Below are 13,696 nucleotides of genomic sequence, written 5' to 3'. Positions count from 1 at the left end.
GTTATCGGTTATATCGATATGCGATTTACTCTACGTCAACTTCAAGTCTTCGTCGCCGTCGCTCAGCAAGAGAGTGTGTCCCGTGCTGCGGGCCTGCTCAACCTCTCGCAATCAGCGGCCAGCACCTCCATCACCGAACTTGAGCGCCAGTCGAGCTGCCAGTTGTTCGATCGCGCCGGCAAACGCCTGAGCCTCAACGCCTTGGGCAAGCAGCTCTTGCCGCAAGCGGTGGCCATGCTCGACCAGGCCAAGGAAATCGAAGACCTGCTCAACGGCAAGTCCGGTTTCGGCTCACTGGCGGTCGGCGCCACGCTGACCATCGGCAATTACCTGGCCACCCTCCTGATCGGCGGCTTCATGCAGCGTCATCCGGAAAGCCAAGTGAAGCTGCATGTACAGAACACGGCTCATATCGTGCAACAGGTTGCGCACTATGAAATTGATCTGGGTCTAATCGAAGGCGACTGCAGCCACCCGGACATCGAAGTGCAGAGCTGGGTCGAGGATGAGCTAGTGGTGTTTTGTGCCCCGCAACATCCGCTGGCGAGCCGTGGCCAGGCAAGCATGGAGGAGCTCACTCATGAGGCGTGGATCCTTCGGGAGCAAGGCTCCGGCACGCGCCTGACCTTTGACCAGGCCATGCGCCACCACCGCAGCACGCTGAACATCCGCCTGGAACTGGAACACACCGAAGCCATCAAGCGCGCGGTCGAGTCGGGCCTGGGGATAGGCTGCATTTCCCGACTTGCGCTGCGTGACGCCTTCCGCCGTGGCAGCCTGGTGGCCGTCGAAACCCCGGACCTCGACCTGGCGCGGCAGTTTTACTTCATCTGGCACAAACAGAAGTATCAGACCTCGGCCATGCGCGAGTTCCTCGACCTGTGCCGCGCCTTCACCGCCGGGGTTCAGCGCAGCGACGAGATCGTACTGCCGACCATTGCCTGAAGGCTCAGATCAGAATGACTGCCCACACCAGCGCAATCATGCTCAGGGCCACGAACTGAGCGGCGCTGCCCATGTCCTTGGCGTTCTTCGACAGCGGGTGCAGCTCGAGGGAAATCCGGTCGATGGCCGCTTCCACGGCGGAGTTGAGCAGCTCCACGATCAACGCCAGCAGGCAGACGGCAATCAGCAGCGCCTGTTCGACGCGGCTGACATCCAGGAAGAAGGTCAGCGGAATCAGGATGACGTTGAGCAACACCAGCTGACGAAAAGCCGCTTCGCCCGTAAAAGCTGCACGCAGGCCGTCCAGGGAGTAGCCGGAAGCGTTGAGGATGCGTTTGAGACCGGTTTGACCTTTGAAAGGTGACATAAGAGTAGGCAACTGAACAAATAGGAATGGAAAAGCTAGATCAACAAAAGTCAAAAAAGCGTGAATGTAGAGCCGTTACAGGTTCGAAATTGACTCAAGTTGTTGCAGGAGCAACGCCGCCTGAGTCCGGGTGCGCACACCCAGCTTGCGGAAGATCGCCGTCACGTGCGCCTTGATGGTAGCTTCCGAAACATTCAGCTCGTAGGCAATCTGCTTGTTCAGCAACCCTTCGCAGACCATGGTCAGTACGCGGAACTGCTGCGGGGTCAAGCTCGCCAGGCCTTCACTGGCCGCCTTGGCCTCAGCCGACACACTGACCTCTTCGAACGCCTGTGGCGGCCAGAAAACATCGCCATCGAGTACGGCACGCACGGCCTGCTGGATCACTTCCAGTGAACTGGATTTAGGGATGAAACCGCTGGCGCCAAACTCACGGGACTTGACCATGATCGACGCTTCTTCCTGCGCCGAGACCATCACCACCGGAATCTGCGGGTACTGCCCGCGCAACAGCACCAGTCCGGAAAACCCGTACGCGCCAGGCATGTTCAGGTCCAGCAGTACCAGGTCCCAATCGGCCTTTTCAGTCAGGCGGGTTTCCAGTTCGGCAATGCTTGCCACTTCCACCAGGCGCACGTCGGGGCCAAGGCCCAGGGTTACCGCCTGATGCAGTGCGCTGCGAAAGAGGGGGTGGTCATCGGCAATCAGGATTTCGTATGTGGCCATTTTTCAAATGATCCTGTTTTTCATGGCAGGCCTGATGCATTCAAGCCTCACCAAAGCAACTCAAGGCACCGCCAATCAGCGGCACCAACAGGGCACGTTCAACGCCAAGAGCCCATGAAACCGGCGTTTCAATCTTCGGCCGCACCCCAATCGGCGCCAAGGATGCCCAGCGAAGCCGGGGTGGTCAAGCCGCATCCTTTGCGGCATCTTAGCTGGCTAACTAATAAGAGTGCCATCATGCAGACCAAAGCCCTGCGTGCCGATGTCCTGATGCTGATTACCGCCATGATCTGGGGGTCGGGATTTGTCGCACAAACCTCCGGTATGGATCACATCGGTCCTTTTCTCTATTCCGGCCTGCGCTTTGCGCTGGGTTCGCTGTGCCTGCTCCCCCTGGTCTTGCGTGGCCCCCGGCACCAGGCCAAGGCCGAGCCCTTCCTGACCCGGGGCCTGTTGATCGGTGGCGGCCTGATGGGCCTGGCCCTGGCCCTGGGAATCAACCTGCAACAAGTCGGCCTGCTGTTTACCAGCGTGACCAACGCCGGTTTCATCACCGGGCTCTACGTCATCGTGGTGCCTCTGCTGGGCCTGCTGATTGGACACAAGACCGGCCTCGGCACCTGGTTCGGGGCGATCCTGGCGGTCTTGGGGATGTTCCTGCTCAGCGTTGGCGATCAGTTCCAGGTGGCCTCCGGCGATTGGTTGCAACTGATCGGGGCATTTGTCTGGGGCGGTCACGTGGTGCTGGTCGGCGTGTTCGCCAGCCGCCACGACCCTATTCGCCTGGCGTTTGTGCAGTTCGCGACGTGCGCGGTGGTCAGCCTGATCCTGGCGTTGTGCCTGGAGACCTTTGACCTCAGCGCAATCATCGCGGCCGGCCCGGCCATCTTGTATGGCGGCCTGATTGCGGTCGGTATCGGCTATACCCTGCAGGTGATCGCACAAAAGGACGCTATCGCCTCGCACGCGGCGATCATTTTTTCCATGGAGGCCGTGTTTGCCGCCATTGCCGGCGCCTGGCTGCTGGATGAACAACTGCAACCACGCGGCTACATCGGTTGTGCACTGATGCTGGCCGGCATGCTGATGGCCCAGCTCTGGCCAAGGAAACCGGCGCTGGCCAAGGCGTGAGACTTACAGGTACGGCTTGAGACGGCTGTGGGTTTCGTCTTGCGGGTCGATGGGAAGCTGGAACTTGGCTGACAGGTAGTGAGTGCTGAAAACGTCCAGGTAGGCGTCCAGCACTTCGCTGGCCACTTGATCATCGGCCAGTTCCAGGCACAACGCTGCGACTTCCGCGGTGCAGAAATGGTCGTCACGCTTGGAGCGGCGCAGCTTGTAGCGCGACAGCTGCTCGGGGGCGAGACTCAGGACCGGCAAGTGTTCCAGATACGGACTCTTGCGAAACATCTTGCGCGCTTCGCTCCAGGTCGCGTCCAGCAGAATAAACAGTGGGCGCTTGCCCTCCTGCAGCCTGACCTCGGACACCACCCGCTCCGGGGCAACGAACTCCCCCGGGAACACGATGTACGGCTGCCACTGCGGGTCCGCGATCAGCGCCAGCAAGCCCGGCTCGACCTCGGTACGCGACCAGGGAAAAGCACTGGTCTCGCTGATTACATCCGCAATCAGCCAGCCAGTATTGCTCGGTTTCAACGGCTCGACATCGTGCATCACCAGGCACATGGCCGACTTCGCCGCCACTTTCGGTCGCCAGGCGCACATGCAATGGCTGGGGATCACTCGGCAACCGGCGCAACGCTCAGCCCGCGAGCCGCGCGCCACAAAAGGTTTGACGGCGCGAGCCAGACGCTGGGCGCGCAAACGGGAAACGGCATGGCTCATGGCAGGCTTCGATGCAAAGGGGATTGATTCGACACAAAAAGCGCTCGGCAAGGCAATAAAGTCGTGGCAGTTTACCAGAGCCTCCTGCGCAAACCTGTACCGCCCGCCCGCAGCCCCCTATAATTCGCCGCCACTGAACGCTCAGCCCCGTGACGGGTCGAAGCACCAGTCACTGAATCAGGAGAGTTTCATGCTGCGCCTTATCGTTCCCACCGCTGCCCTGTTGCTGGCCCTGCCCCTCAGTGCCCAGGCGGCGTCCAAGCAGGACTACGACCTGAACAAAATGCTGCAAAAGGTCGCCCAGGAAAGCAACGTCGGGCTGCCGCGCGAGGTCAGTGACAACATTCTCGACCAAGGCTATACGGTCGAGGGCAAGGAACTGATTGACCATCTGAGCGTACAAGCCGGTTACGCCGATCAGATGCGCGCCAATCCGAAGGCGGTTTATCTGCAACTGGGTGCCAGTGTCTGCCGCAACCCCAACTACCGCAAGCTGATGGCCAAGGGCGCAATCATGCGGTACGAGTTCACCGAGAACAAAACCAACCGTCCTGTGGCCTCGGCCAGATTCCAGGAATCGGACTGCCCTGCCCAGCCTGCACAGAAGAAAAAGTAATCACCGCGAGCCGGCGCGCCGTTGCTCATCAGCGGCGCGCAGCTCCGCCAGCAGCGCCTGCAAGTACGGCGAACACTGTTCATTGCCCTGCAGACGCCGGCGACACGCCTCTTCGAGGCTGACGTGATGCTCATCGGCCGCCGACTTCAGCAATCGATACAATGGCGTGTCGATCTCTAGAATGACCTGGGTCATGACCTGCCTCCCTGCATAGGTATCGCACCCCACGATTCCTGATGCCTTGTTCCGGGGTCCGGACGCATGGCGACCTTGCTGTGTCTGTTGCTGAGTAAATCAGAGCCCAGGCCATCGCGCGCAACGCCTGACCGGCGGTGAATGCCAATGACAAAGCGCTAACCCGCTATTGCCAGCATCGACTTTTGAAGCCCATGATCAAGCCAGCGCAATTCACTGCAAAGGTCTAGATTCATATAGGTTGATACTCAACGCTCAAGGCAGAAAAGGGGCTGCCCTCAAGTGTCTGTCGTGCGAACATTTCTTTCATCCAAGGGATAAACAGAACCCGTCTGGATGACCCGATTACCCTTGCTAGCCTGTCGGGTCGGGTTTAGCGCCCAACCTTTTTTACAGGCTGACAGCGACACAAGCCGTGTCGCGGCTCAAACGAACTGCTCGTTCGGGCCGAGGTTCTGTGTAGAAGGAGAAGTTGAATGCCTTACCAACCGAATGACCTTCTGATACGTCATTTCCAAAGCAACGGCGTCGATCTCACCAGCAAGATCGAAGAACAACTCAACCAGCTTTCACCCAACAGTCCGAATATTCCGATTTATCGCGACATGATATTAACGGTCCTGCGCATGGCCCAAGAGGACCATAATCGCTGGAATGCCAAGATCACCCTGCAAGCCCTTCGCGAACTGGAACATGCCTTTCGCGTACTGGAGCAGTTCAAGGGGCGACGCAAGGTGACCGTTTTCGGCTCGGCACGAACACCGGTCGAACACCCGCTGTATGCCCAGGCCCGGGAGCTGGGGGAAAAACTCGCGCAATCGAACCTGATGGTCATTACCGGTGCCGGTGGCGGCATCATGGCCGCCGCCCACGAAGGTGCGGGCAGGGATCACAGCCTCGGATTCAATATCACCCTGCCATTCGAGCAGCATGCGAATCCGACCGTCGGCGGCACGGCAAACCTGCTGTCCTTTCACTTTTTCTTTACCCGCAAGTTGTTCTTCGTCAAAGAAGCCGATGCACTGGTGCTGTGCCCGGGCGGTTTCGGCACCCTGGACGAAGCCCTCGAAGTCCTGACCCTGATCCAGACCGGCAAAAGCCCCCTGGTGCCGGTGGTGTTGCTGGATGCACCCGGCGGCACGTTCTGGGAAGGGGCGCTGGACTTCATTCGCAATCAACTGGAGGCCAACCGCTACATCCTGCCAAACGACCTGAAGCTGATTCGACTGGTGTACACCGCCGAGGAGGCCGTGACGCAAATCAACCAGTTCTACAGCAACTTCCACTCCAGCCGCTGGCTGAAACACCAGTTTGTGATCCGCATGAATCACCCGCTCAACGAACGGGCACTTGAGCACATGCAGGAGGCGTTTGCCGACCTGTGCCTGAACGATCACTTTCACCAGCATGCCTACAGCGGCGAGGAGCATGACGAGGCTCAATTCAGCCACCTGGCGCGCCTGGCATTCACCTTCAGCGCCCGTGATCACGGACGCCTGCGTGAACTGGTCGACTACATCAACCTGCCGGAAAACTGGGCCACGCCTCAGCCGGCTACGCCAAAGCGCAAACGGGAGCCGAGCAAGGTGACATAAAAAAACCCGACTATTGGCATAGTCGGGCTTCTTTAGTCTTCCATTCCCCGGCCGCTGAACAAGCGGCCGATCATCTCCATGGAATAACCACGGTAGGCGAGAAAGCGCCCCTGCTTGGCACGCTCGCGGGCATCTGTCGGTAAATGCCCGGCGAACTTGCGCCGCCAGGTCTCTTCCAGGCGCTCTTGCCAGCTGATTCCGCTCTCGCGCAGGGCGAGTTCGATATCGGCACGCTGCAAACCACGCTGGCTGAGCTCTTCGCGAATACGCAGAGGGCCATAGCCGGAACGGGCACGGTAGGAAACGAAGCTTTCGAGGTAACGGGATTCGGACAGCAGCCCCTCTTCCGTCAGGCGATCGAGGGCTGTTTCGATCATTTCATCTGGAGCGCCGCGCTGACGCAGTTTACGCGTCAGCTCGACTCGACCGTGCTCGCGACGCGCGAGCAGGTCCATTGCGGTTCGCCGCACCGCGACGAGGGTATCGAGTACGGCGGTCATTGGATCAATCAGATATCAGCATCAGCCAGGTCAGCTTCGGTCTCTTTGACCGGAGAAGCCTTGGTGTCGCCTGCCGGCGTCAGCAGCTTGTCGCGAATCTGCTTCTCGAGAGTGGCGGCGATGTCCGGGTTGTCCTGCAGGAACTTGGCCGAGTTGGCCTTGCCCTGACCGATCTTGCTGCCGTTATAGGCATACCAGGCACCGGATTTCTCAACGAAGCCGTGCAGCACACCCAGGTCGATCATCTCGCCGTTGAGGTAGATACCCTTGCCGTAAAGGATCTGGAACTCGGCCTGACGGAACGGCGAAGCCACCTTGTTCTTGACGACCTTGACGCGGGTTTCACTGCCCACCACTTCGTCGCCTTCCTTCACCGCGCCGGTACGGCGGATGTCCAGGCGAACCGAGGCGTAGAACTTCAGCGCGTTACCACCGGTGGTGGTTTCCGGGCTGCCGAACATCACGCCGATCTTCATCCGGATCTGGTTGATGAAGATCACCAGGCAGTTGGCGTTCTTGATGTTACCGGTGATTTTACGCAGTGCCTGGGACATCAGTCGGGCTTGCAGGCCCACGTGCATGTCACCCATTTCACCTTCGATTTCAGCCTTTGGCACCAAAGCTGCCACGGAGTCGACGATGATCACGTCAACCGCGTTGGAACGCACCAGCATGTCGGTGATTTCCAGGGCTTGCTCGCCGGTATCTGGCTGGGAAACCAGCAGGTCATCGACGTTAACCCCCAGCTTGCCGGCGTATTCCGGATCCAGTGCGTGCTCGGCGTCGACGAATGCGCAGGTCGCGCCGGCTTTTTGAGCCTGGGCGATCACGGACAGTGTCAGTGTGGTTTTACCGGAGGATTCAGGACCGTAGATTTCAACGATACGGCCTTTTGGCAGACCGCCAATGCCGAGCGCGATGTCCAGACCCAGAGAGCCTGTGGAAATAGCCGGGATCGCCTGACGGTCCTGATCGCCCATACGCATTACGGCACCCTTGCCGAATTGACGTTCGATCTGACCCAGGGCCGCAGCCAAGGCTTTCTTCTTGTTGTCGTCCATTAAAGTCCTCACGTAATCAATAAGGCCTGACGGCCAACACCTGTATAAGTAGCCAGTATTATTCCACAGCGTTTGTGGATCGCCTACCCCTGATTTGAGATTTCTGCGTCGGCATGCTGTAGCAACCCCTCTAGCGCGGCCTTCACCGTTTGTCGGCGAACCTCATCGCGGTTACCCGGGAAGTGCCGGCACTCGCTGAAAACCGCCTCGCCAATGCCCCAGGCCAGCCAGACAGTGCCCACCGGCTTGTTCGGCGAGCCGCCGTCCGGCCCGGCAATACCGCTGACCGCCACGACGAAACGCGCCTGACTGTTGCGCTGCGCGCCCCGGACCATGGCTTCGACCACCTCGCGGCTGACCGCCCCGACCTGGACGAACAACTCGGCCGGCACTTTCAGTAGCTGGGTCTTCTGGCGATTGGAATACGTGACATAGCCGGCCTCGAACCACGCCGAACTGCCGGCAATCCGGGTGATCGCTTCGGCGATACCGCCACCGGTACAAGACTCGGCGGTGCTGACGTGGGCATTGAGAACCTGTAGGCGTCGCCCAAGTTCCGCGGCAAGCTGGGTGATTTCGTTCACGACTCTCTCCTTAAATCAGGCGGGCATGAGCGCTACCGTACACGAGCGGATTGCGCTTGCAAGACGCAGGCTGGATCAAATTGTGAGTAGGTCGGCACCGCTCTACTGCGGGTCCGAAGGGTCGTGATGCGCTGCCGGTTCAGCCACACCGATACGCTTGGCCGCCCAACGCTCGTAAAGCCCGATGGCCACATCGGCACCGGCCATGGCCGTCAGGCAACCCAGAGCCCCCGCCGTCCAGGCCGAAAGGTTGGCGGCATACAGCAGCATGACGATCGAGACGCCGCAGATCATGCTGGAGCCGGAGCGCAGGAGCAGGCGTCGAAACAGTGGCCAGCCGCGAGCGCCCGCCTTGTCGGCCCGCCACATTTCACCTGAGACACCACCCAGCAACGTGAGGGCAATGACAATCCAGACAGGAATTTCCAGCAATGCTTGCTGTTCGTTTGTCATCTCACTACTCCCGAGTGGAAAAATCGCCATGAACCTGCCTTTCCCTGGTCGAGCAACATTTTGCTGGCGGGTTCGAATACAGACTATGCATGTATGCATATACAGTCAATGCATCAATGCATTCCTAAATACCAAATAAATGCACAAGCGCATCAGAGCATCGACAGGCAAGGCCTTTTGATATCCGCAGGCAAAAAAATGCCCGCCGTATGGCGGGCTCTACCGGATAGTTAAAGGTTAGCGGGCGTACATACCCCACCAGAAAACGTGCCCGAGGATGACAATCTGTTCTTCCTGGACTTCCTGGAAGCTGTAGTCCTCGTCCGGGTGCTCATCACGATTGAAGCTACGCAGGCGAATCCCTGTCGGCAGACGATAGAGCTGTTTCACCCGCAGTTGGCCGTTATGGTTAATGGCATACAAGTCACCGTCGACAATGTCGCCGATTGCGCACTTCGCTGCATTCACCCCGACCGTGGCGCCATCGCGCAGCACCGGCAACATGCTATTGCCGCGTACTGTCACGCACTTGGCCTGGTCAAACTGCACACCGTTGTGGCGCAGGCTGCGCTTGCCGAAACGCAGACTGGCGCGCTCGCTTTCTTCAATGACAAATCTTCCTGAACCGGCAGCCAATTCAACCTCGCGAAGAAAGGGCACCGACACCTCGTCGTCATCAACGGGCGTGTCGTCATCCCACAGGCTTATATCCTTGAGTTCCGGATGCACCGGGCCGCGAACAGGCGCCGTGAACGCTGCCAGGTCGGCACGGCCGCGCAACTGATCAGTACTCATGCGAAAGTACTCGGCAATCTTCGAGATGTGTTTATCCGAAGGATCCGCGATCTTGCCGCCGAGAATCCGCGAGAGGGTGGACTGAGGCACGCCGGTGCGACGGTGAAGCTCCGTCGGGGAGATCCCGTGCTGGTCGAGCAGCGCTCTGAGGACTGTGGAAACGTTGCGTTTTTGCATAATGCACATAGTGCGAGTTCTGTTCGACGATGACAATTGCTGATTTGCATAAGCGCCACGTCAAGAGCAGAAAACCATCCCGTACTGTTCATCCCTGAGTCGTCCGGACCGGCCCATGGTAACCTTGCGCCCATCGCGGAAAAGCCGGGCCGATGCCCCACCTTTACCCCACCCCTTTGAATGAAGTCGCCTGATTACCTGATGAATAAAGCACTCTCCGATCTGTCCTCCCACACGCCGATGATGCAGCAGTACTGGCGCCTGAAGAACCAGCACCCTGATCAGTTGATGTTCTACCGCATGGGTGACTTCTACGAGATCTTCTACGAAGACGCGAAGAAGGCCGCCAAGCTGCTGGACATTACCTTGACCGCCCGTGGGCAGTCGGCCGGGCAGGCGATTCCGATGTGCGGGATTCCATACCACGCCGCCGAAGGCTACCTGGCGAAGCTGGTCAAACTCGGTGAGTCGGTGGTGATCTGTGAGCAGGTCGGCGACCCGGCGACCAGCAAAGGTCCGGTGGAGCGCCAGGTGGTGCGCATCATTACCCCCGGCACCGTCAGCGACGAGGCGCTGCTGGACGAGCGCCGCGACAACCTGATCGCCGCGGTGCTCGGCGATGAGCGCCTGTTCGGCCTGGCCGTGCTGGACATCACCAGCGGCAACTTCACCGTGCTGGAAATCAAAGGCTGGGAAAACCTGCTGGCAGAACTGGAGCGGGTCAACCCGGTCGAGCTGATGATTCCCGACGACTGGCCAAAAGACCTGCCAGCGGAGAAGCGTCGTGGCGTTCGTCGTCGTGCACCGTGGGATTTCGAGCGCGATTCGGCGCTGAAAAGCCTTTGTCAGCAATTTTCCACCCAAGACCTCAAGGGTTTTGGCTGCGAGAACCTGACCCTGGCCATCGGCGCTGCTGGCTGCCTGCTGAGCTACGCCAAGGAAACCCAGCGCACCGCCCTGCCCCATTTGCGCAGCCTGCGTCATGAACGCCTGGACGATACCGTGGTACTGGACGGTGCCAGCCGCCGTAACCTGGAGCTGGACACCAACCTGGCCGGGGGCCGCGACAACACCCTGCAATCGGTGGTCGACCGTTGCCAGACCGCCATGGGCAGCCGTTTGCTGACCCGCTGGCTGAACCGCCCGCTGCGCGACCTGCAGGTGTTGCAGGCGCGCCAGAGCTCGATCACGTGCCTGCTCGACGGCTATCGCTTCGAACGACTGCAACCGCAATTGAAAGAGATCGGCGACATCGAGCGGATCCTCGCGCGGATCGGCCTGCGCAATGCGCGCCCACGTGACCTGGCGCGCTTGCGCGATGCGCTGGGTGCCCTGCCGGAACTGCAAGTGGCGATGGGCGAGCTGGAAGCACCGCACCTGAACCAGTTGGCCGTCACCACCAGCACCTATCCCGAGCTGGCTGCCCTGCTGGAAAAAGCCATCGTCGACAACCCGCCCGCCGTCATCCGTGACGGGGGGGTGTTGAAGACCGGTTACGACACCGAACTCGACGAGCTGCAATCACTGAGCGAGAACGCTGGCCAGTTCCTGATCGACCTCGAAGCCCGCGAGAAAGCCCGCACCGGCCTGTCACACCTTAAAGTCGGTTACAACCGGATTCACGGCTACTTCATCGAGTTGCCGAGCAAGCAGGCGGAACAGGCACCTGCCGACTATATCCGCCGCCAGACCCTCAAGGGTGCCGAGCGCTTCATCACGCCTGAGCTCAAAGCCTTCGAAGACAAGGCCCTGTCGGCCAAGAGCCGTGCACTGGCTCGCGAGAAGATGCTCTACGAAGCGCTGCTTGAAGACTTGATCAGCCAACTGCCACCGCTGCAGGATACCGCTGCCGCCCTGGCCGAACTGGATGTCCTGAGCAACCTGGCCGAACGCGCCTTGAACCTGGATCTGAGTTGCCCGCGATTCGTCAGCGAGCCGTGCATGCGCATCAGCCAGGGTCGTCACCCGGTGGTCGAGCAGGTGCTGACCACGCCGTTCGTGGCCAACGACCTGAGCCTGGATGACAACACGCGAATGCTGGTGATCACCGGCCCGAACATGGGCGGTAAATCCACCTACATGCGCCAGACCGCGCTGATCGTACTGCTGGCCCATATCGGCAGCTTCGTACCGGCCGCCAGTTGCGAATTGTCGCTGATGGACCGCATCTTCACCCGGATCGGCTCCAGCGACGACCTGGCGGGCGGGCGCTCGACCTTCATGGTCGAAATGAGCGAAACCGCGAACATCCTGCACAATGCCACCGAACGCAGCCTGGTGCTGATGGACGAAGTCGGCCGCGGCACCAGCACCTTCGACGGCCTGTCGCTGGCCTGGGCGGCAGCCGAACGCCTGGCACAACTGCGTGCCTATACCCTGTTCGCTACGCACTACTTCGAGCTGACGGTACTGCCGGAAAGCCAGCCGCTGGTGGCCAACGTGCACCTCAATGCCACCGAGCACAACGAACGCATCGTGTTCCTCCACCACGTACTGCCCGGGCCTGCCAGCCAGAGCTACGGGCTGGCGGTTGCGCAGTTGGCCGGCGTACCAACCGAGGTCATCGTACGGGCACGTGAGCATTTGAGCCGCCTGGAAACCACCAGCCTGCCCCATGAAGTGCCGACACCGGCCAAGGGCAAACCGGCAGCACCACAGCAAAGCGACCTGTTCGCCAGCCTGCCCCATCCGGTGCTCGACGAACTGGCCAAGCTCAGCCTGGATGACATGACGCCGCGTCGAGCACTCGAAATGCTCTATACACTAAAGACACTGATCTAACGCACAGGCTTGCAAGCTGATAGAATCTCGCGCGGTTTGGGATGCTGCAGGCACATAGCCTGGTCTGCAGACTATCGCTCCCAAACCTGGCGACCCCACCGTGAAGGGGCGCTGCAAGCCGCGCCTGAGGAGAGAATTAGAAATGACCTTCGTCGTCACCGACAACTGCATCAAGTGCAAGTACACCGACTGCGTAGAAGTCTGTCCGGTGGACTGCTTTTACGAAGGCCCGAACTTCCTGGTGATTCACCCGGATGAGTGCATCGACTGCGCCCTGTGCGAGCCAGAATGCCCTGCCGTGGCCATCTTCTCCGAAGACGAAGTCCCGGAAGAGATGCAGGAATTCATTCAGTTGAACGTTGAGCTGGCCGAAATCTGGCCAAACATCACTGAAAAGAAAGAATCGCTGCCCGATGCCGAAGAGTGGGATGGCGTCAAAGGCAAGATCAAGGATCTCGAACGCTGATCCTGACGGTACCCTCGAAAAGGCCCCCTGCGGGCCTTTTTGCATTTCCGGGTTTCGATACTTTTTCACAGGCAAAAAAAGGGGCGGTATGACCCGCCCACATTTTTTCCCTATTCCCTGTATTCCTTTTCATCATCCTGATGAATCGCGTCCTTGAGATGCTCCTTGACCATCATCCTTGAAGGCTGTGTCTGTCCGTCGACACAGGACCGATACTAGAGAGTTCCTCGGCAAGAGCAATCACAGGTAATGGCCAAACGTTCCGTATAGAAACTTGCCAGACTGTAAAAATATCTTTTAAAAACAACAGACTAGAAACTTAAATAGAGTCTTGCGGACGACTGCTACCGAACATAAAAACCGAACACTTACGAAAGAGTAAGCCAAGGCTTACATCAAGCTAAGAAGGTGTACGGGCAGCCCCCGAACGATTAAACATTCCACTGAATCGAGCCCAACAAAATGTAGTGGTCTAATGAAACCGGACACCCATTTAGGTGAGAATGCTCGCCAGATCGAGGTGTCAGATGACCAAACAACGCCGTTCCTTTTCTGCTGAATTCAAACGCGAGGCTGCCGACCTCGTGCTC

15 protein-coding genes are annotated in these 13,696 nt (G+C 59.4%); 6 read left to right on the top strand and 9 right to left on the bottom strand.

Going from position 1 to position 13,696, the window contains the following annotated elements; translation table 11 throughout:
• The first annotated feature begins 18 nt into the window (after nt 1-18).
• The gene (locus CKW07_RS20390) at nt 19-945 is read left to right on the top strand and encodes a LysR family transcriptional regulator (protein ID WP_095077442.1); all 927 of its coding nucleotides are present in this window, start codon (nt 19-21) and stop codon (nt 943-945) included.
• 4 nt (nt 946-949) lie between these two features.
• On the opposite strand, the gene CKW07_RS20385 is transcribed toward CKW07_RS20390, so the two are convergent.
• Both CKW07_RS20385 and erdR read right to left on the bottom strand, forming a co-directional pair.
• Nucleotides 950-1,312 carry a diacylglycerol kinase gene (locus tag CKW07_RS20385; protein WP_095077443.1) on the bottom strand — a complete coding sequence of 121 codons (363 nt, stop codon included), beginning with the start codon at nt 1,310-1,312 and terminating at the stop codon, nt 950-952.
• Between the two features lie 75 nt (nt 1,313-1,387).
• Nucleotides 1,388-2,038 carry a response regulator transcription factor ErdR gene (gene erdR, locus CKW07_RS20380; RefSeq protein ID WP_095077444.1) on the bottom strand — a complete coding sequence of 217 codons (651 nt, stop codon included), beginning with the start codon at nt 2,036-2,038 and terminating at the stop codon, nt 1,388-1,390.
• 237 nt (nt 2,039-2,275) lie between these two features.
• Between erdR and CKW07_RS20375 the strand changes: the two genes are divergently transcribed.
• On the top strand, nt 2,276-3,169 hold the full coding sequence (locus CKW07_RS20375) for a DMT family transporter (RefSeq protein WP_095146758.1): 894 nt from the start codon (nt 2,276-2,278) through the stop codon (nt 3,167-3,169).
• A 3-nt stretch (nt 3,170-3,172) separates the two neighbouring features.
• On the opposite strand, the gene CKW07_RS20370 is transcribed toward CKW07_RS20375, so the two are convergent.
• A complete protein-coding gene (locus CKW07_RS20370) occupies nt 3,173-3,883 on the bottom strand; it encodes a tRNA-uridine aminocarboxypropyltransferase (protein WP_095146757.1) in 711 nt (236 codons plus the stop codon).
• A gap of 190 nt (nt 3,884-4,073) precedes the next feature.
• On the opposite strand from CKW07_RS20370, the gene CKW07_RS20365 reads away from it, so the two are divergent.
• The gene (locus CKW07_RS20365; RefSeq protein WP_095146756.1) at nt 4,074-4,499 is read left to right on the top strand and encodes a PA3611 family quorum-sensing-regulated virulence factor; all 426 of its coding nucleotides are present in this window, start codon (nt 4,074-4,076) and stop codon (nt 4,497-4,499) included.
• Here CKW07_RS20365 and CKW07_RS20360 read toward each other — a convergent pair whose 3' ends face one another.
• Nucleotides 4,500-4,694 (bottom strand): hypothetical protein, encoded by a 195-nt coding sequence (locus CKW07_RS20360; protein WP_095146755.1) that lies wholly within the window; start codon nt 4,692-4,694, stop codon nt 4,500-4,502.
• A 476-nt stretch (nt 4,695-5,170) separates the two neighbouring features.
• On the opposite strand from CKW07_RS20360, the gene CKW07_RS20355 reads away from it, so the two are divergent.
• Entirely contained in the window at nt 5,171-6,289 is a 1,119-nt protein-coding gene (locus CKW07_RS20355) for an LOG family protein (RefSeq protein ID WP_095146754.1), read from the top strand.
• A 32-nt stretch (nt 6,290-6,321) separates the two neighbouring features.
• Here the strand turns inward: CKW07_RS20355 and recX are convergent, their stop codons facing one another.
• The 5 genes from recX to CKW07_RS20330 all read right to left on the bottom strand — a co-directional run bounded on the left by recX (nt 6,322) and on the right by CKW07_RS20330 (nt 9,868).
• Nucleotides 6,322-6,789, bottom strand: coding sequence for a recombination regulator RecX (recX, locus tag CKW07_RS20350; RefSeq protein ID WP_095146753.1), 468 nt, complete (start codon nt 6,787-6,789; stop codon nt 6,322-6,324).
• 8 nt (nt 6,790-6,797) lie between these two features.
• Nucleotides 6,798-7,850: a recombinase RecA gene (gene recA / locus CKW07_RS20345; protein WP_095146752.1), complete on the bottom strand. Its 1,053-nt coding sequence runs from the start codon at nt 7,848-7,850 to the stop codon at nt 6,798-6,800.
• An 83-nt stretch (nt 7,851-7,933) separates the two neighbouring features.
• Nucleotides 7,934-8,434 (bottom strand): CinA family protein, encoded by a 501-nt coding sequence (locus CKW07_RS20340; RefSeq protein WP_095146751.1) that lies wholly within the window; start codon nt 8,432-8,434, stop codon nt 7,934-7,936.
• 102 nt (nt 8,435-8,536) lie between these two features.
• Entirely contained in the window at nt 8,537-8,887 is a 351-nt protein-coding gene (locus CKW07_RS20335) for a phage holin family protein (RefSeq protein WP_095146750.1), read from the bottom strand.
• 237 nt (nt 8,888-9,124) lie between these two features.
• Nucleotides 9,125-9,868 carry an XRE family transcriptional regulator gene (locus CKW07_RS20330; RefSeq protein WP_095146749.1) on the bottom strand — a complete coding sequence of 248 codons (744 nt, stop codon included), beginning with the start codon at nt 9,866-9,868 and terminating at the stop codon, nt 9,125-9,127.
• A 192-nt stretch (nt 9,869-10,060) separates the two neighbouring features.
• Between CKW07_RS20330 and mutS the strand changes: the two genes are divergently transcribed.
• Together mutS and fdxA are read left to right on the top strand one after the other, a co-directional pair.
• Nucleotides 10,061-12,640 carry a DNA mismatch repair protein MutS gene (mutS, locus tag CKW07_RS20325; RefSeq protein WP_095146748.1) on the top strand — a complete coding sequence of 860 codons (2,580 nt, stop codon included), beginning with the start codon at nt 10,061-10,063 and terminating at the stop codon, nt 12,638-12,640.
• 142 nt (nt 12,641-12,782) lie between these two features.
• Nucleotides 12,783-13,106 carry a ferredoxin FdxA gene (fdxA, locus tag CKW07_RS20320; RefSeq protein ID WP_007908827.1) on the top strand — a complete coding sequence of 108 codons (324 nt, stop codon included), beginning with the start codon at nt 12,783-12,785 and terminating at the stop codon, nt 13,104-13,106.
• The last annotated feature ends 590 nt before the right edge of the window (nt 13,107-13,696 follow it).

Source organism: Pseudomonas sp. Irchel s3b6, assembly GCF_900187415.1.
Lineage (GTDB): Bacteria > Pseudomonadota > Gammaproteobacteria > Pseudomonadales > Pseudomonadaceae > Aquipseudomonas.
The sequence above is the reverse complement of the archived record's forward strand: the minus strand, read 5'-3'. Positions and strand labels throughout refer to the sequence as shown.

What these genes read in the sequence shown, in the direction of transcription:
- CKW07_RS20355 (WP_095146754.1), top strand. Translation starts at nt 5,171, where the DNA reads ATGCCTTACCAACCGAATGACCTTCTGATACGTCATTTCCAAAGCAAC.
- CKW07_RS20375 (WP_095146758.1), top strand. Translation starts at nt 2,276, where the DNA reads ATGCAGACCAAAGCCCTGCGTGCCGATGTCCTGATGCTGATTACCGCC.
- fdxA (WP_007908827.1), top strand. Translation starts at nt 12,783, where the DNA reads ATGACCTTCGTCGTCACCGACAACTGCATCAAGTGCAAGTACACCGAC.
- recX (WP_095146753.1), bottom strand. Translation starts at nt 6,789, where the DNA reads ATGACCGCCGTACTCGATACCCTCGTCGCGGTGCGGCGAACCGCAATG.
- CKW07_RS20385 (WP_095077443.1), bottom strand. Translation starts at nt 1,312, where the DNA reads ATGTCACCTTTCAAAGGTCAAACCGGTCTCAAACGCATCCTCAACGCT.
- CKW07_RS20365 (WP_095146756.1), top strand. Translation starts at nt 4,074, where the DNA reads ATGCTGCGCCTTATCGTTCCCACCGCTGCCCTGTTGCTGGCCCTGCCC.
- CKW07_RS20335 (WP_095146750.1), bottom strand. Translation starts at nt 8,887, where the DNA reads ATGACAAACGAACAGCAAGCATTGCTGGAAATTCCTGTCTGGATTGTC.
- CKW07_RS20360 (WP_095146755.1), bottom strand. Translation starts at nt 4,694, where the DNA reads ATGACCCAGGTCATTCTAGAGATCGACACGCCATTGTATCGATTGCTG.
- CKW07_RS20330 (WP_095146749.1), bottom strand. Translation starts at nt 9,868, where the DNA reads ATGTGCATTATGCAAAAACGCAACGTTTCCACAGTCCTCAGAGCGCTG.
- erdR (WP_095077444.1), bottom strand. Translation starts at nt 2,038, where the DNA reads ATGGCCACATACGAAATCCTGATTGCCGATGACCACCCCCTCTTTCGC.
- CKW07_RS20390 (WP_095077442.1), top strand. Translation starts at nt 19, where the DNA reads ATGCGATTTACTCTACGTCAACTTCAAGTCTTCGTCGCCGTCGCTCAG.
- mutS (WP_095146748.1), top strand. Translation starts at nt 10,061, where the DNA reads ATGAATAAAGCACTCTCCGATCTGTCCTCCCACACGCCGATGATGCAG.
- recA (WP_095146752.1), bottom strand. Translation starts at nt 7,850, where the DNA reads ATGGACGACAACAAGAAGAAAGCCTTGGCTGCGGCCCTGGGTCAGATC.
- CKW07_RS20370 (WP_095146757.1), bottom strand. Translation starts at nt 3,883, where the DNA reads ATGAGCCATGCCGTTTCCCGTTTGCGCGCCCAGCGTCTGGCTCGCGCC.